Source organism: Rhodopila globiformis (assembly GCF_002937115.1).
GTDB lineage: Bacteria > Pseudomonadota > Alphaproteobacteria > Acetobacterales > Acetobacteraceae > Rhodopila > Rhodopila globiformis.
In genome coordinates this window covers 14,114-30,977 of record NZ_NHRY01000187.1, presented here as the reverse complement: position 1 = coordinate 30,977, position 16,864 = coordinate 14,114, and the positions used below count along the sequence as shown (strand labels likewise).

Genomic DNA, 16,864 nt, shown 5'->3' with positions numbered 1-16,864 from the left:
ACAGAGACGAAGCTGAGGGGGTGGAGGGCCACAGGGGATCAGGGGGACGTTGCGCGGGTTGGTGCGGATGTTGGCCTCATGGCAGGCGGTTTTGCCGATCCGGCTCCATGGGGACGCCTGGCGTGGCATCGTCCGGTGGCGCTGGCCGCGACGCGCGCGGCGCCATGATTTCTTCTCTGTGGCCCGGTGCGGTCCTCTGCTTTCCTCTGTGGTTACATTCTGGACGATCGTGCCGCACGCCCGCCGCCGTCGTCGCTCAGGTCGTCGGCCGCCTCTGACGGAGAAATCCGGTCGAACAGGCTCCGCAGGCCGTAACGCCGGTCTCCCGTGCAGATTTCTTCAGCAACAAAGTGGAACCCGCTGCAAGGCGGCGAACTGCTGCGCGGGCAGCGGCCCTGGCGCCGGTGGTTCCCGGACCGTTGACTCCACGGCCCCGCCTTGCCAGGATGGCGGCGCGCGACGACAAAAGATTTCCGACGACAAAAGATTTCCCTGGTAACAACGTCAAGTTTCAGCTTGTGCGTTCGGGTCGGCAATGGCACAATCCGGGTCGGGAAGGGTGGCATCGGCCAGACGTGCCGCAGAGGCCAGCGTAACAAGACCGTATCGGGGCTCAAACATGTCTGCCCGTGATCACCCTCAACGTACTGGTGGCGAGACGGTCGGCCCCGAAGCAGGACGGCGTATGGGTCGACGTGATGGCGAGCGCATTGTGGTAGACCGTCCTATCTGGTTCCGGCGCCGAGGCGCCTTACCGGCACCCGGACGGCTCCTCAAGATTTCCGAGCGAGGCGCAATCGCGCAGGTCGACCGGGCCGGCTCGCCGAACGGAATCTGCTGGCCGTTGTACCTCCGCCATGGCGACGAAGTGTGGCTGACGGATGTTATCGACGATCCGCTCGCCTGCTGGGTCGTCGCGGTCGAACGGGACCTGGTTCGCCTCAGGCTGATGTACGACGCCGGCCTGTTGCCGGAACTTCGGGCATTCATGTCGCGGCCGGTCGAGCTCGACGACGCATCCAAGGAAGTGCCGCATCCGGACCCGGCAGAGGGGCCACCCCAGGCCTGAAAAAGCGCTGTGGGTGCCGGGCCGGCCGCCCGGCCCGATGGGCCTGTTGCTGTATCGGTATTTTTGTGCCGAACCTCGCCGCGAGGCTGCATGCCGTTGCGCCTTGTCGCCTGCGCCCGCGGCAATGAACCCGTCGATGTTGTTCCGATACGAAACCGCGCAGGCACGGGAATCGCCGCCTTCGGCATGCCGGCGGCGCCGCTGCCGATCCGGCAATGCAAGCGGCGCCCGGGCTGGCTTTCGGCACCGGTAACAGAATATAATGGTTGCAAAATTCTTTCAAATCCGGCACGAGATGCACCACGCAGACATCCATTTCCAGGCAATCCAATATGCGCGACACTGGCCCTATTACGAACAACGAAGTTCCGCTGCCTGAAGGAGCGCTGCTCGTTTCGCAGACAGACCCGGGCGGCCGCATTACATTCGCCAACGAAGCTTTCGTCGCCGTCAGCGGATTTACCCGCGACGAGCTTATCGGCGCGCCTCACAACCTCGTCCGGCATCCGCATATGCCGCAGGCGGCCTTCCGTGATCTCTGGACCACCATCAAGGCCGGCAAGTCCTGGGAAGGACTCGTCAAGAACCGCGCCAAGTCCGGCGATTTCTACTGGGTACGCGCGAACGTCACGCCGGTCCTGGAAGCCGGGCAGCTGAGCGGTTTCATCTCCATCCGCACCAGGCCCGAACGCGAGGAAGTCGCGCAGGCCGAGACCGCCTACGCCGCCATCCGGGAAGGCCGCGGCCGTGGATTGCGCGTACTGGGCGGAAGCCTTGTACGCACCGGGCTTGTTCCGGCAGTGCAGCGCGCGATGCAGGGCATCGCCAGCGGCACGGCGATAAATCTTGTCGTGCTGTACCTGTCCGTGGCGGCCAGCCTCGTGGCCGGAAGCCTCGGCATCGGCGCCTGGCCCCGCGCCCTCGGGCTTATGCTCATCGGCGCCGTGGTTCTTGCCACGTCGGCGGTTTCCCTGCGGCGCCTGCGGCGGGCGTTCGCAACGCTTGAAGAACAGTTCGGCGCATTGGCGCGCGGCGATCTGGGGCATGCCATCGAAACGGTCCCGGTTCCGGAACTCCAGACCATCGCCGGGTTCCTGCGCAGCCTGCGGGCCAAGCTGGCCTACGCGGAGGAGGTGCGGGCGCAACGCGAGTCCGACGCCGCTGTGATCCGCGCCGCGGCGCTGAAGGAGATGGCCGACAAGGTCGAGACCGTCGCCAATGCCAGCGCGACCGACGTCGCGACCAAGACGTCCGGCATGATCCACAACACCACCGGCATGGTCGACGCCGCCCAGGATGTCAGCGCCCACGCCGACACCGCCGCGCGCGCGTCGTCGGACGCGCTCATGAGCGCCCAGACGGTGGCCGCGGCCGCCGAGGAACTGGCCGCGTCGATCCGTGAGATCACCTCGCAGATCGGCGGCGCGAGCGAGGCCACGCGCGGCGCCGTCGGCGAGACCGATGCCGCGCAGAAGATCATCACCGGCCTGCGCACTGAGGTCGAGCGGATCGGGCAGATCACCTCTCTGATCGCCGACATCGCCGGCCAGACCAACCTGCTGGCGCTGAACGCGACGATCGAGGCCGCGCGCGCCGGCGACGCGGGCCGCGGTTTCGCCGTGGTTGCCGCCGAGGTCAAGAAGCTGGCGGGCCAGACCGCGAAGGCAACGAACGACATCAGCCACCAGATCGCGCAGATCCGCCAGGCGACGACGGAAACGGTGGACGCCGTCGCCCGCATCGGCGGCAAGGTGGGCGAGATCGACCACGTCTCCGCCGCCATCGCCGCCGCGATGGAGGAGCAGAGCGCGGCCACCCAGGAGATCAGCCAGTCGGTCGGACACGCGGCCGACGCCGCCAAGGCGGTTGCCGACGTGATGTCGGGCGTCGTCGGGCTGGCCTCGCAGACCCGCGACAGGGCGCAGCAACTGGCCTCGGACGCAAGCAGCCTTGGCAAGAGCGCGGATGAATCGCGCCGCTCGCTCGTCAGGTCGGTCAGGACCTCGGTTGCCGAGGCCGAGCGGCGCATGGATCATCGTTTCTCGACCGATGCAAGCGCGGAGCTGACGATCCGCGGCGCGACGCACCGGGGGCCGCTGACCAACATCTCGGAGCGCGGCGCCCACCTGCTGGTCGATATCGATTGTCCACCCGGAACGACCGGTGAGCTGCGCGTCCCTAGCCTTAAGGTCGCGACCGCCTGCAGGATTGTCTTCAACAGCGACGCCGGCACGGGGCTTGGGCTGCTGTTCAATGCGCCGGTCAAGCTGCCGACGTTACTTGGCAACAACGCAGCGGCTGCCTGAGAAAGGGCGGCATGACGGCAGGTGCGGGCGCACCGCGGCGTCCGCGGCCTGTGGTTTGCCTGCCGATGCCCCGGTTCAGCATGGTCTGGGCCATGACGAAGGGGGAACGGCCGCGCCGTTTGCCGGTTCCTCCCTGGACATCCGCCGCGTCAGCGATAACGGCCGTGCCGCTCCAGCACCTCGATCCGGTAGCCGTCAGGATCGGTGACGAAGAAGAAGCGGGCCATCAGCGCGCCGTCGCGGTGGAACTCCTTCACCGGCTCCGGGTTGAGGCCCTCGGCGGCGAAGCGCGCGTGTTCAGCCCGGACGTCGGGCACCACGACGGCGATGTGGCCGTAGCCGGTGCCGTGCGTGTACGGCTCCGCGCGGCCGTGGTTGATGGTCAGTTCCAGCTCGTAGTCGTCTTCCTCCGACTTCAGGTACACAAGCGTGAAGCCGTCGAACGGATAGCGGTCGGCGATCCGCATCCCGAAGGCGCGGGCATAGAAATCGACGCTGCGCGCCTCGTCCAGCACGCGGATCATGCTGTGGATCGGCTTGGCCATGTGTCGTCCTCCGGTGCGCGGCGTCAGCCCAGTGCCTCCGCCAGCAGTTCCAGCGCCCGCAGGCCGAAGGCGCGCATGTTGGCGATGCGGTCGTCGCTGCCGGTCTCCAGCGTGATCGCCCGGGAGAAGCCGGCGCCGGTGACGGCAATGCAGGTATGCCCCGGCTTGTCGCCGTAGCGGTTGCCGGTGGGGCCGGTGGCGCCGGTCTCGCCCAGGCCCCAGCTTGCGTCCAGCCGGGCGCGCACCGTATCCGCCAGCAACTGCGCATAGGGCTCGGTCGAGGCGCGCTCGATCGGGGAAGGCAGCGGATTGGGGATCTGCAGCAGCCCCGAGCGCGCCTGCGCGGTGTAGATCACCCCGCCGCCGCGGAAATACGTTGAGGCGCCGCCGACGGACAGCAGGGCGGCGGAAATCAGGCCGCCGGTCGAGGATTCGGCGATGGCAATGGTTTCACCACGTTCCTTCAGGCGGGCGCCCAGCTTCGCGGCGAGCGGCAGCAGCGCTTCCATGGGGATTTTCCTCTCCTGTTCCTATATGACAGCAGGATACTCGCCCGCGGCTGCCGCCCTGTCCATTCCAGGCCGGCACGGGTCGCGGTGAACTGTCCGGCTTGCTGGTGCGTATTTGGATAAACTTGCTGACGTGAGGAACGCGACATGCCCAGGCAGAAGGCCTCCGACAATTTTCCCCCGCCGCGGCCGCCCGGCTCGTGGCTGGCCGGGGCGCTGATTGGCAGCGCGATCCTGACCATGGCCACCAGCGCCGTGATGCTGGGCGCCGGCGCGGCGATCCAGGATGCGACGCTGCATGGCGGACGCCGCCCGTTGCGTTGATGTCACACGTCGCCGGTAGCGGCGCGCAAGCTGCCGTGGCAGAAGCCGCCCATGACCTCGCTGGAGCCGGCATCGGCACGGATGGATGACGACAGCATGGCGGTGACCGCGGAACTGATCGCGGTCATCGTCGCGGTGACGCGCGGGCAGCCGCGGGTGCTGACGATCGACAACGGCCAAGCGCTGCCGTCCGGGCCGTTCGAGGTGTCGCACCGCTCGCTGCAGGCCGGCCTGCGCTCGTGGGTGGAGACGCAGACGCACCACCCGCTGGGCTATGTCGAGCAGCTCTATACCTTCGCCGACAAGGACCGCAAGCAGGGGGCGCCCGGGCGGGTGGTATCGGTCAGCTACCTGGGCCTGACGCGGGAGGCGCCGGCGGCGCAGGGCTGGGGGGCCGAATGGCAGCCCTGGTATCGTTACTTCCCGTGGGAGGACGTGCGCGCCCACGGCCCGGGCCTGGCGGAGCGGGTCCTGGCGGGGCCGCTGCAGGCCTGGGCGGAGGACGCGGACGATCCCGCGGTCACACGCGATCGTCTGCGGCGGGTGATGATCAGCTTCGGCCTGCGCGGCCAGCGCTGGAACGAGGAACTGGTGCTGCAGCGCTACGAGCTGCTGTGGGAAGCCGGCCTCGTCGCCGAGGGCCGGTTCGGCGCGCCGCCGCCCGACAGCCTGGCCGCGGCGCTGGGCGAGCCGATGCGGCACGACTACCGGCGCATCCTGGCCACCGGCATCGCCCGGCTACGGGCCAAGATCAAGTACCGCCCGGTGGTGTTCGAGCTGATGCCGGCCGCGTTCACCCTGCTGCAGTTGCAGCGCAGCGTCGAGGCGCTGGGCGGGCGCCTGCTGCACAAGCAGAACTTCCGCCGGCTGATCGACCAGCAGGACCTGGTGGAGGAAACCGGCGACGTAACCGCCGAGACCGGCGGCCGCCCGGCGAAGCTGTTCCGGTTCCGCCGGGAAGTGCTGGCCGAGCGCCAGGTCGCCGGCACCAAGCTGCCGCTGGTGCGGGCGGTGTGAGGGACAGCGGGGCATGGCATCCGGATGAGGCAACGGTATGCGCCACTGCCTGGCCCGCGGCCTGCGGTAGGGCTTGAACCAAAATAACCGATCCACCGGAATCGGCAGACCAGCCCTTCCACGTCGTGGCGGCCGCAGGGCCGCCATCCACGCCTTGCGATGCCGGTACCAGCAGAAGGCGTGGATGGTGGGCCTGCGCCCCATTGGCGTTAAAATAGCGTGGCGGCGGCACGATGCTTGCCATTCCGTCATGGCCCGGCTTGTCCGGGCCACCTATTCCAGCACTGTGCCGCGACAGGTGGCCCGGACAAGCCCTACGGGATGCACAGATTTCTGAAACGAGTCGGAAATGACCGTAAAATCAAGTGCTTGCCTGGGCGCCAAGAGCGTTCCCCCATCGTCATGGCCCGGCTTGTCCGGGCCACCTGTCGCGGCACACGTGCTGGAATAGGTGGCCCGGACAAGCCGGGCCATGACGAAAGGGAAACGCCGCGGCGGACCGTTTCCGAGATGTGTGCATTGCGTAGCGACAAGCCGGGCCATGACGAGGAGGCAACAGCCAGCCCTATTTTAACGCCCATGGGGCCTGCGCCCACCATGACGGTTGGGGCGTCCGTGCGACAAATGGAGCGGTTATTGGCCCTGATCGGGCCGTGGCTTGCCTTCGCCCGGGACCTGCCTAACCCTCGACCGCCTGCGCCCGCCTGTTGTCCACCACGATCCTGGGATAAGGCCCCAATTCAGCCCGGATCGCCTGTCCAAGTTGCTCGGCCCGCAGCGGCTTCTGCAGGACGCGGAAGCCGTCCTCCGCCGCCGGCGGCGGATCGCTGCACCCGGATACCAGGATGATCGGCAGCGCCGGCATCCGGCCGCGCACCATGCGCGCCAGTTGCAGCCCATCCAGGCCGCCCGGCATCGCGATGTCGGACAGCAGCAGGTTGAACCGCCCGGCTGGCTGCATCAGCTGATCCAGCGCGTCCCTGGCCCGGTCGACGCGCACCACCTCGTGGCCGAGTGCCGTCAGGATCTCGGTCGTGACCCGGGCCAGGCTGTTGTCGCATTCCACCAGCAGAATCCGCCGGGCGGCCGTCCCGTCCGGCGAATCCGCCGCCGCGGCCGGCGGCACAATGGGCTTCGTGCTGCGCGGCAGGTACAGGGTGACGGTGGTCCCGCCCGCCTCGCCGGCCTTGATGGTGGCGCGGCCGCCGGCCTGGCAGGTGAAGCCATAGACCTGGCTGAGGCCAAGGCCGGTGCCGCGGCCAATCTCCTTGGTGGTGTAGAACGGCTCGAACGCCCGCGCCGCGACCGCCGGCGCGATGCCGGGGCCGGTGTCGGACAGCGCCATGCGGACGAAATCGCCGCGCAGGTCGGGGGCCCGGGCGAGCTGTCCCGGCACGATCCGCTGGTTGTCCACCGTCATGGTGAACCGCCCGCCCTCCGGCATCGCGTCGCGGGCGTTGACCGCGATGTTGAGCACGGCCATGTCCCATTCCGACGGATCGAGCTCGACCAGCCAGACATCGCTGGCCACCCGCAGATCGATATCGATGGTGCCGCGCAGGGACGGCTTCAGCAGCGCCATCATGCGCTGGATCTCGATATACGGATCGAGCACCTTCGGCTGCAGCACCTGGTTGCGGGAGAACGACAGCAGCTGCCGCGTCAGGGTCGCGCCGCGCTGGGCGGCTTTTACGATATTGTCCAGCAGGGCCGCGGCCCTGTCAGCGGGCCGGGTTCTCGCCAGCTCGGCGCTGCCGAGGATGACCGCCAGCAGGTTGTTGAAGTCATGCGCGACTCCGCCGGTCAGCTGGCCCAGGGCCTCCATCTTCTGGCTCTGCCGGGCGGCCTCCTCGACGCGCTGGCGGCGTTGCCGCTCGGCCTCGGCCTGTTGCGCCGCCGCGGCGGCCTGCAGGGTGCGGCGCAGGGCCAGCAGCGTGATCGAGAACAGCCCGAGCATGGCCGGGATATCGAACGCAAGATGCGGCAGGATGACGCGGAACCAGCTCGCGGTGATCGCGCGGTGCGTGACGGACGCGGCGATGACGATGCCGGCACCGGCAAACCGGCGCCAGACGACGTCCCGGTGTTCCCCGTCCGTCGGCGAGAGGTAGGTGAAGTGGCCCGTCAGGTGTCGCGTCCCGGCGATGCTGGCGGCCAGGGCCTGGTCGAACCCTGCCCTGGGCGGCTCCGTCGCGGGCCAGCGTGCCAGCACTTCGCCGTCCGAACGGCGCAGCGAGATGATGCGGCCGCTGAAGTCATCATAGATATCCGTCGCGCTCCGGAACAGGTGCGCGAAGTAGTCCGGGCTGATCGCGGTGGCGATGACGCCGGCGAAATGTCCGTCCGGGACGGGCCGCCGGATCGCCAGCGAGAAGACCGGCCTGTTGTCCGCCACCCGGTTCCTGACGGCGCTGACGAACAGCCCGGTCCCGCCACGCCGGAAATAGTCAAAGAAGTCACGGTTCGACAGGTCGAAGCCACTGTGCGCCGGGTAGGACAGGCCGGACACGGCAACGTGCCCGTCTCCCCGCACGACGAACAGGTCCCGGGTCTGCGGCAGGTAGCGCAGCAGCGCCTGCAACCGGTCATGGAACTGGCTCTGGCGGGCGGCAATGGCAGCGGGGTCCAGCCCGTCGAGCACCATGCCGACCTCCCCGAGGGCCAGAAACTGGGTTTCGAACAGCTTCGACGTGCTCTGCTGCAGCAGGTCCACCAGCCAGGCGCTTTCGTCCCAGGCGTCCTGCCGCTTGTTCTGCCAGGTGATGGTCCCGCCGACCAGCAGCATGACCACCGGGATCACCAGCGAGGCGGCCGCCAGCGCGCGCAACAGGCCCACGGTCTTTTGATAATGACCGATGCCAGGCGCCGCAGATCCCACAGCTTTCACGCGATGCCAATCCTTTGAGTCAAATACATTAGGTTAACGGTGGTTTTACGGCATCGGTATGAGACGGATAACGTCACATTTCTGAGAAGTTAACGTTTTGCCGCAACCACCGCCCGCCCGCTTGCCTTGCAGCCAGCATCTGCCAGGGTACCGCGCAGCGATGGTCACGGAGGGCCTGAGGATGCGAATCGGCGTGGTCGGCCTGGGTCGCATGGGAGCCAACATCTCCCGGCGGCTGATGCGGGCAGGGCATTCAGCGGTGGTCTGGGACGCCAACCCGGCACCGGTCGAGGCCCTGGGCGGGGAAGGCGCCGTCGCCGCGGGCGGCCTGGCGGACCTGGTGGAGAAACTGCCGGACTCGCCGAAAGCGGTCTGGGTCATGCTGCCGCACGGCCGGATCACCGAGGACACGGTCAACACCCTGTCCGGCCTGCTGTCGCGCGGCGACATCATCATCGACGGCGGCAACACCTACTACAAGGACGACGTCCGCCGCGGCAGGGCGCTGGCAGAGAAAGGGCTGCGCTACCTCGACGTCGGCACCTCGGGCGGCGTCTGGGGGCTGGCCCGCGGCTACTGCCTGATGATTGGCGGCGACCCCGACGCGGTGCAACACCTGGACCCGATCTTCGCCGCGCTGGCCCCTGGCCCGGGGACGATCGAGCGCACGCCGGGACGGGAGGGCCGCGATCCGCGTGCCGAGCGGGGCTATACCCACGCCGGCCCGGTCGGCGCCGGGCACTTCGTCAAGATGATCCACAACGGCATCGAGTACGGCATGATGCAGGCGATGGCCGAAGGCTTCGACATCCTGCGCAACCGCGCCTCGGACACGCTGCCGGCCGACGAGCGATTCGACCTGAACCTGGCCGACGTCGCCGAGGTGTGGCGGCGCGGTAGCGTGGTGACCTCCTGGCTGCTCGACCTGACCGCCGACGCGCTGGCGAAGGACGAGCATCTGTCGGCGTTCTCGGGCGAGGTGGCGGATTCCGGCGAGGGCCGCTGGACGATCGAGGCGGCGATCGAGGAAGCGGTGCCGGCCGAGGTGCTGGCGGCGTCGCTGTTCACCCGCTTCCGCTCCCGCCAGCAGCACACCTTCGCCGAGAAGGTGCTGTCGGCGATGCGCTTCGGCTTCGGCGGCCATGTCGAGCCCGGCAAGACATGACCAGCATCGTCGTCATGGGCGTGTCCGGCAGCGGCAAGTCCACGCTGGCGGCCGGACTGGCGCAACGCGAGGGATGGCCTCTGCTGGAAGGCGACACGTTTCATCCCCGGGCCAACATCGTAAAGATGCAGGCCGGCATCCCGCTGACCGACGAGGACCGCTGGCCCTGGCTGCGCGCGATCGCCGCCAAAATGGACGAACTGCGGGCCGGCGGGCAGTCGGCCGTGGTCGCCTGCTCGACGCTGAAGCGGTCCTATCGGGACATCCTGATTGGCAAGCGTCCGGACACGGTGCTGGTTTACCTGCGGGCGCCGCAGGACCTGATCGCCCGGCGCATGGCCGGGCGCAAGGGCCACTTCATGCCGCCGGCGCTGCTGGAAAGCCAGTTCGCCACGCTGGAGGAGCCGGGCCCGGACGAGGCGCCCATCATCGTCGACACCAGCGCCTCGCCCGACGCGGCCCTCGCCGAGGCGATCCGCCAGTTGCAGGCGCGCGGCATACCGGAGCCATCGCCATGACCCAGGAGTTTGCCACCTATCCCAGTTTGCGCGACCGCGTCGTGCTGGTGACCGGCGGCGCCAGCGGCATCGGCGCCGAGGAGGTGACACAGTTCGCCCGCCAGGGCGCACGGGTGGCGTTCCTCGACATCGACGACGCCGCCGCGGCGGCGCTGACCGGCGCCCTGGCGCGGGACGGCCTGGCGCCGCCGCTGTACCGGCGCTGTGACCTGAAGGACATCGCGGCGCTGCGGGCGGCAATCGCCGAGATCAACCGGCAGCTCGGCGCCATCACCGTGCTGGTGAACAACGCCGCCAACGACCAGCGCCATGGCTGGGAGGACATGACGGTCGAATACTGGGACGAACGCATGGCGACCAACCTGCGCCACCAGTTCTTCGCCATCCAGGCGGTGGCGCCGCAGATGCGCGCGGCCGGCGGCGGCTCGATCATCAATTTCGGCTCGATCTCCTGGCACACCAGCCAGGGCGGCATGCCGGCCTACACCACGGCAAAGGCCGCGGTGGAGGGGCTGACCAAGGGCATGGCGCGCGACCTGGGGCCGGACGGCATCCGGGTCAACTGCATCATCCCGGGCTGGATCATGACGCAGCGGCAGATCGACCTGTGGCTGACCCCGGAAGCCGAGGCGGCCCTGCTGCAGGCGCAGTGCCTCAAGACCAAGCTGGTGCCGGCGGACGTGGCGCGAATGGTGCTGTGGCTGGCGTCCGACGACAGCCGGATGTGCACCAGCCAGTTGTGGGTGGTTGATGGCGGGCGGATGTAGCGGCGGCCGCGGGCGCGGCGAGCTGTTTATGGATTCACCGCCACGACGCCCTTGAGCGTCCAGAGGTCCTGCGCGTCACCAGCCAAATGGTTGTAGACCTGTTTCTTCTTCTGCGCATAGAAGCGCCAGTGGTTATGGGCATCGCGCTTGCCGACGATGGTCGCGAAGTAGTTCGTGTCGAGTTTCCCCCATCGACGCTTGCGGTAGCGATCCTGGTGGAAATATTCGAAGGGATCGGCGAACGGGTTGTGGATATGCTGCCCCTCGATCGCATCCGGGCTGTTGCCCTGTCTCGCCGCGTTGTGGTGCGTGACGTAGCAGCCGGCGTTGGCGCCCGACTGCGCGTACCCGAAGGTGCAGCCGTTGAGCTGCACGGTCACCATCAGGTCGGCACCAATAACCGGAAGCGTGAACTCCCGGACGTCGTTCGCGGCGTAGGGCAGGAACCACATCGGCACCTCGCCGACGTCGTTCTGGGTCAGGGTGTAGTAGTTGATGCGAGCGCCCTTGCGGTTCTTCCTGGCGCTTGGGACGTTCTGCTGCTCCAGCCTGAAATTGTACTGGCCGGCAACCGCCTTGGCGCACATGACCCGGATGATACTGGCCTCCATGAAGACGCTCGGGTCGTTCGTGAAGGCGGCTTCTTCAGGTGTCGGCATGGCCCATCTCCGCTCGCTTTGTTGACCAGCGGACCCACTGTGGCCTGTTCGTTATAATTCAGCAAGTATTCCGTAACCATCAGAAACATTCGCACGGCCTGGCCTGTCGGACACATGGCTCGGGGTGCCCTGTCCTGCGCCAGGAAGTCCTGCGCCGGAAAATCCTGTGTCAGGCAGTTGTGAAACAGAAATGGCAATTGCCTGCGGTTGCCGCCCCGCCGTTGTTTACGCTAGCCTCGCCAAACCCGCGAAGAGTCCAGGGCGGAGCATGTCATGCGAGGCAAACCCACGGCCGTCGAGGCGCCGCCCGAGCGCCGGCTGGCAACGATCCTGGCCGCCGCCATCGATGACGACCCGGACCTGATGCGCGATGACGACGACGCGGCGCATCGTCGTGCCGGCCAGGCCATGGATCGCCTGCGCAGGGCCATTCGCCTGGCCTCCGGCAGCATTTTCCCGTTTGCCGGCGACGGCCTGATGGCGGAGTTCGCCAGCGCGGTCGATGCGCTGACATGCGCCCTCGACATCCAGGCCGATGCCGCCCGGCGGACGGCGGACCCGGCCGATCCGATTCGTTTTCGCATCGCCATTAATGCCGGCGAGATCCTCGTCGGCCATCGGCACGTCGGTGGCGCCGCCGTCAGCCTCGCGGCGCGGCTGGAAAAGCTCGCGCCGCCCGGCGGGATTGCCCTGCCGGCGTCGCTGCACGACCAGGTTCGCCACGTCATTCCGGTGCCGGCCACCACCCTGGGCCAGCCCGTGCCGCACGGCCTGCCGGCGCCGCCGGTGGCGATCCCGGCCGAGGCCTGCGAAAGCTGGCGTGGCGAGGACCGCCCGGTCCGCCGGCCACCGGCGATCCGCCCGGCGGCGGATTCGCGCGCCGCGCTGGCGGTGGTGCCGTTCCGGGTGGCCGGCGCCGGGAATGACGCCATGGCCCTCGCCGACTCGGCGACGGATGACGTCATCAGCCGGCTGGGCGGCCTGACGACCTGGATCGCGGTCAGCCGCGCCCCGGCCGTCACCATCCGCGCACCGCTGGACCTGCAGCGCCTGCCCCCGATTACCCGGGCCCGCTATGTCCTGCACGGCACAGTGGACGTCGAGCGCGGGATGGCGCGCCTGGCGGTGGAGCTGAACGAGGCGGAAACCGGCCTGGTGCTGTGGTCGGACCGGTTCAGCCGCCCCCTGGACGACAGCGCGGCGTTGCGGCAGGAGGCCATGCCGCGCATCGCCCGCGCGGTGCCGCCGCTGCTGGCGCAACGCGAACTCGACCGCTCGGCGCTGACCGAGCCGGGCCTGCTGACGGCGCACGACCTCGCGCTGCGGGCCTACACCATGCTGGTGCAGCCGGAGCGGGCCACCTTCGCCCGGGCGGCGGCCCTGCTGCGCCAGGCCGGGTCACGGCCGCCGCCGCATGGCAGCACGCGATTCGCCCTGGTCTGCTGGTACCTGGTGGCGATCTGCCAGGGCTGGTCTGCCGACCCGGAGGCAGACCTGCGCGCCGCCGGCGACGCCGCCAGCGGGCTGGACCATACCGACCCCGCCGCGATGGCGCTGCTGGCGTTCCTGCACGCGATGCTGCACCGCGACCATGCCGTGGCCTGCGCCGCGCTGGACCGGGTCATCGGCCAGGCGCCGTTCTGCGGCCTGGCCTGGCGGCTGAAGGCGCTGACGCTGGCGCAGATGGGCCACGGCGAGGACGCCGTCGCCCATGCCGAACAGGCCGAGGCGATGCCGGCGCTGGGGCCGGATTTCGCATGGCGGGACTTCGTCATGGCGCTGTCGTGCTACGTCGCCGGCCGCTACGCCGAGGCGGCGCGCTGGGCGCGGATGTCCGCCATGCACCACCCCGGCCTGGCGGCGAACCTCCGGCTGCTGGCCGCCAGCCTGGCGGTTCTGGGGCGGCTGGACGAGGCGCAGCAGGCGGCGGAGCGGGTGCTGGAGATCGACCCGGCCTTCCATATCGGCGCCTGGCGGCGGCGGTCGTTCCTGACCGACGAGTGCCGGGCGGTGTACGCGCAGCGGCTGCGGCTGGCGGGCCTGCCGGCGTAGCGGATCGTTGACGCGGTGGGGGCAATCCGGGCATGTAGGGGCGGCGTGCGCGCCTGTAGCTCAATTGGTCAGAGCTGGCGGCTCATAACCGCTCGGTTGCAGGTTCGAGTCCTGCCGGGCGCACCACGAATTAAGCATTTCTGCGGCTTTCCGGGCGGGTTTGGTGCAGTTTGGCGCACCTCCCGATGCCGTGGCCGTAATCGGACGCGAAGCCGTCGACCTGGCCGCGATTCCTGCCGCCGCCGGGCCAAGGCACTGAACGCGCCATCACCGCCATCACCGCCATCGACACGAAGGCGGCGAAGGTGGCTGCCCGAGGAGACAGTCGAACCAGCGCCGCCGCGTCGGTCCGAGACCGTGGACGGTGAGGTTCAGCGTGATCGCGCTGCAAACGGCCCAGGCAGCCTGTCGCACGGCCAGGCTTGCCGTCAGCCAGGCCATCCCGCCATGCCGAGGCCAGGCCATGGCGCCGCGGATCCGCGCCCTGGCCGGACAATTCATCCTGGATGGCCTGGGACAATAACGCATGCGGTGCCAGGCGCAGCGTCGGTAGCAGTGGCCGGAGCCTGACTGTACAGTCGAACAATTGAGCTATATCAACAAAGCTGACACTTCGGGCGGATAATGTTGTCTGGCGCAGATACGCCCAAATATGCCTGGAGTAATGAGTGATGCGAACTCTGACCAACGTGCGCGACGTGAGTTCACGCCGCGTCTTCATCAGGCAGATGGCTGTCGTAGCGGGTGGCCTGGCCGGATTTGCGGCAGCATGCAGACCGGCCGACGCTCAGAACATGTCACGTGACCAGAATCAGGTCCGTAACCAGAACCAGGCCCCTAACCAGAACCAGGCCCGTGACCGGAACCAGGCCCGTGACCGGAACCAGGCCCGTGACCGCAATCGGCTTCACGCGCCATCAGGCAGTGCCATGCCGGGCGGCGGTGGCTTTGGCGCTGGCGGACGCGGCGGCGGACGCTGATGTCGGCGCTTCTGGGCAGGGCAGGATAATCCTGCCCGCCTGCGCCGCTCCGGCGGATGCCTGGCCCCAGGCACGGACTGCAGTCATGAATGGCCGGTTCGATCGTGACCATGTCTCTGCCGAATGGCGGGCCAGGCATCCATTCCACTGTTCTTCCTCAGGGGGCACTGATGACTGGCGTGCCGCCTGCCATCCGTTGGCAGCGGCCGTCCGCGTTGCGCTGCGCACGATGCTCCGGCGGCCGCAACGACTTACTAAGGAGACGGCCAATCGGCGGCCATCCCTGATCGTCATGCCGGGCGAAGGCCCGGCATCCACGCCTTGCGGTGCCGCCATCAGCAAAGGCGTGGATGGCGGCCCGGAGCCTGTGCCCGGGCTTGTCCCGGGTAGCCGCCATGACGAAAGGGGCGGTTCACTGCCGCACGGGCCAGACAGCAGGGGTTTGACCGTCTCCTTAGTTTTACTGTGTCACTATCCTCTAGCTATTGACCACAACCACCCCACATAGGGTGCATGGAACAGCAAGGAGCAAGACAAGCGCCGACAAGCGAGGCCCGGTTGGAGGCGTATCTGGATGCGGTGATCGGAGGATTGGGGCATGCCCGCCGCGCCGCCTCGGCGCGGGCCTACTGCACCGGTCTGCTGCTGCCCGGCGAGCGCAAGAGCATCGAGCCGATGGCCGCACGGCTCGACCCGGCACATGTGCAGGCCAAACACCAGTCGCTGCCCCACGTGGTGGCAGAGGCCGCGTGGGACGATGCGGCATTGCTGGCGGCGGTGCGGGCCGAGGTGCTGCCGGCGATCCAGCGGCATGGGCCGATCAGCTACTGGATCGTCGATGACACCGGCTTTCCCAAGCAGGGCAAGCATTCCGTTGGCGTGACGCGGCAGTACTGCGGCCAGTTGGGCGGAGGCAGCCAAGGTTCCGTTCACGCCAGTGAACGGAAAGCTGCCGGAGGCAAGCAGGACAACTGCCAGGTGGCGGTCAGCCTCTCGGTGGCCAATGACCATGCCAGCCTGCCGGTTGCCTACCAACTCTTCCTGCCGGAGGTTTGGGCCAATGATCAGCCCCGGCGGGACAAGGCCGGGGTGCCGGAAACCATCACCTTCGAGACCAAGACCGTGATCGCGCTCGGACAGCTTCGCCAGGCGCTGGCCGCCGGCGTGCCGGTGGGGATTGTGCTCGGCGAGCCGGCCTATGGCGACGAAACCGACTTCCGTGTCGGCGTCGCTGATCTCGGCCTGCGCTACCTGCTCGGCGTGCGCCCGGGCACCAGCGTCTGGGCGCCTGGCACCGGGCCGCTGCCGCCGCTGGTCGGGCCGCGGCCGCCGGCCGAGCCGGCTGCGGCGCGACGCGGAGAACCGGCCGGTGACGCTGAAGGCGCTGGCGCTCAGCCTGCCGGCACAAGACTGGCACAGCGTGACCTGGCGGGAGGGCACGAACGGCGACCTGAGCTCGCGCTTCGCCGCCGTGCGCGTGCGCCCGGCGCACCGCGACACCGCGCGCAGTGAGCCCTGGCTGGAGGAGTGGCTGCTGATCGAGTGGCCCGAGGGGGACGCCGAGCCGGCCAAGTACTGGTTCTCCAACCTCTCGCGGCGCGCCACGCTGAAGCGTCTGGTGCGGATCGCCAAGGCGCGCTGGTGGATCGAGCGGGACTACCAGGAGCTCAAGCAGGGTCGAGCCGCGAAGCGGATCGACGGCCTCGGCCAGTTCGAGGGCCGCAACTGGCGCGGCTTTCATCATCACGCCAGCCTGTGCATCGCAGCCTACGGCTTTCTGATCGCCGAGCGCTGCCTTTTCCCCCCTCAGCGGCCATTCATCCGCAAGCGGATCGAAACACCTGCGTTATCCGCCGGTTTCCAGCCGCGCGGCGCTGCCGGTGCGGCCTGAGCGGCATGTGCCGCACTCGATTGCCTCCAGCCGCCGGCAGCTTGCTGTCCGCCTCGTTGCCGCACTGCCCAGATGTCCGTGCTGCCTGCGGCAGCAGCCTCGGGCAGTGAATGAGAAAATGACACAGTAAGATTAGTAATCATCGCGCATCCCATCTTGTTGCGCAATCGGACGA

12 protein-coding genes, 1 tRNA gene and 1 pseudogene are annotated in these 16,864 nt (G+C 68.5%); 10 read left to right on the top strand and 4 right to left on the bottom strand.

From position 1 onward, the window contains the following. The first annotated feature begins 685 nt into the window (after window positions 1-685). Both CCS01_RS32945 and CCS01_RS17415 read left to right on the top strand, forming a co-directional pair. A complete protein-coding gene (locus CCS01_RS32945; RefSeq protein WP_146101822.1) occupies window positions 686-1,069 on the top strand; it encodes a hypothetical protein in 384 nt (127 codons plus the stop codon). Between the two features lie 332 nt (window positions 1,070-1,401). Continuing rightward, window positions 1,402-3,375: a methyl-accepting chemotaxis protein gene (locus CCS01_RS17415; protein WP_104520047.1), complete on the top strand. Its 1,974-nt coding sequence runs from the start codon at window positions 1,402-1,404 to the stop codon at window positions 3,373-3,375. A 149-nt stretch (window positions 3,376-3,524) separates the two neighbouring features. On the opposite strand, the gene CCS01_RS17410 is transcribed toward CCS01_RS17415, so the two are convergent. Together CCS01_RS17410 and CCS01_RS17405 are read right to left on the bottom strand one after the other, a co-directional pair. Next, window positions 3,525-3,920, bottom strand: a complete 396-nt coding sequence (locus CCS01_RS17410; protein WP_104520046.1) for a VOC family protein — start codon at window positions 3,918-3,920, stop codon at window positions 3,525-3,527. Window positions 3,921-3,943: 23 nt separating this feature from the next. Continuing rightward, on the bottom strand, window positions 3,944-4,429 hold the full coding sequence (locus CCS01_RS17405) for a CinA family protein (protein ID WP_104520045.1): 486 nt from the start codon (window positions 4,427-4,429) through the stop codon (window positions 3,944-3,946). A gap of 147 nt (window positions 4,430-4,576) precedes the next feature. On the opposite strand from CCS01_RS17405, the gene CCS01_RS33795 reads away from it, so the two are divergent. Together CCS01_RS33795 and CCS01_RS17400 are read left to right on the top strand one after the other, a co-directional pair. After that, complete coding sequence (locus CCS01_RS33795) at window positions 4,577-4,753, top strand: hypothetical protein (protein WP_158258456.1); 177 nt, start codon at window positions 4,577-4,579, stop codon at window positions 4,751-4,753. Window positions 4,754-4,804: 51 nt separating this feature from the next. After that, window positions 4,805-5,770 carry an NUDIX hydrolase gene (locus CCS01_RS17400; RefSeq protein ID WP_104520044.1) on the top strand — a complete coding sequence of 322 codons (966 nt, stop codon included), beginning with the start codon at window positions 4,805-4,807 and terminating at the stop codon, window positions 5,768-5,770. Window positions 5,771-6,449: 679 nt separating this feature from the next. Here the strand turns inward: CCS01_RS17400 and CCS01_RS17395 are convergent. Beyond that, window positions 6,450-8,657 (bottom strand): hybrid sensor histidine kinase/response regulator, encoded by a 2,208-nt coding sequence (locus CCS01_RS17395; protein WP_158258455.1) that lies wholly within the window; start codon window positions 8,655-8,657, stop codon window positions 6,450-6,452. Window positions 8,658-8,838: 181 nt separating this feature from the next. On the opposite strand from CCS01_RS17395, the gene gnd reads away from it, so the two are divergent. From gnd to CCS01_RS17380, 3 genes are read left to right on the top strand one after another with little or no spacing between them, the layout of a single operon-like run. Beyond that, a complete protein-coding gene (gnd, locus tag CCS01_RS17390; protein WP_104520042.1) occupies window positions 8,839-9,822 on the top strand; it encodes a phosphogluconate dehydrogenase (NAD(+)-dependent, decarboxylating) in 984 nt (327 codons plus the stop codon). Continuing rightward, window positions 9,819-10,340, top strand: coding sequence for a gluconokinase (locus CCS01_RS17385; RefSeq protein WP_204848324.1), 522 nt, complete (start codon window positions 9,819-9,821; stop codon window positions 10,338-10,340). Before gnd ends, CCS01_RS17385 begins: the two co-directional genes overlap by 4 nt. Then, a complete protein-coding gene (locus CCS01_RS17380; RefSeq protein ID WP_104520041.1) occupies window positions 10,337-11,107 on the top strand; it encodes an SDR family NAD(P)-dependent oxidoreductase in 771 nt (256 codons plus the stop codon). Before CCS01_RS17385 ends, CCS01_RS17380 begins: the two co-directional genes overlap by 4 nt. Window positions 11,108-11,133: 26 nt before the next feature. On the opposite strand, the gene CCS01_RS17375 is transcribed toward CCS01_RS17380, so the two are convergent. Then, the gene (locus CCS01_RS17375) at window positions 11,134-11,766 is read right to left on the bottom strand and encodes a hypothetical protein (protein WP_104520040.1); all 633 of its coding nucleotides are present in this window, start codon (window positions 11,764-11,766) and stop codon (window positions 11,134-11,136) included. Between the two features lie 273 nt (window positions 11,767-12,039). On the opposite strand from CCS01_RS17375, the gene CCS01_RS17370 reads away from it, so the two are divergent. The 3 genes and pseudogenes from CCS01_RS17370 (at window position 12,040) to CCS01_RS17355 (ending at window position 16,689) form a co-directional block, all read left to right on the top strand. Beyond that, the gene (locus tag CCS01_RS17370; RefSeq protein WP_104520039.1) at window positions 12,040-13,818 is read left to right on the top strand and encodes an adenylate/guanylate cyclase domain-containing protein; all 1,779 of its coding nucleotides are present in this window, start codon (window positions 12,040-12,042) and stop codon (window positions 13,816-13,818) included. 49 nt (window positions 13,819-13,867) lie between these two features. After that, window positions 13,868-13,944: transfer RNA gene (locus CCS01_RS17365), tRNA-Ile, on the top strand. A gap of 1,367 nt (window positions 13,945-15,311) precedes the next feature. Further along, window positions 15,312-16,689, top strand: a pseudogene (locus tag CCS01_RS17355) (IS701 family transposase). The last annotated feature ends 175 nt before the right edge of the window (window positions 16,690-16,864 follow it).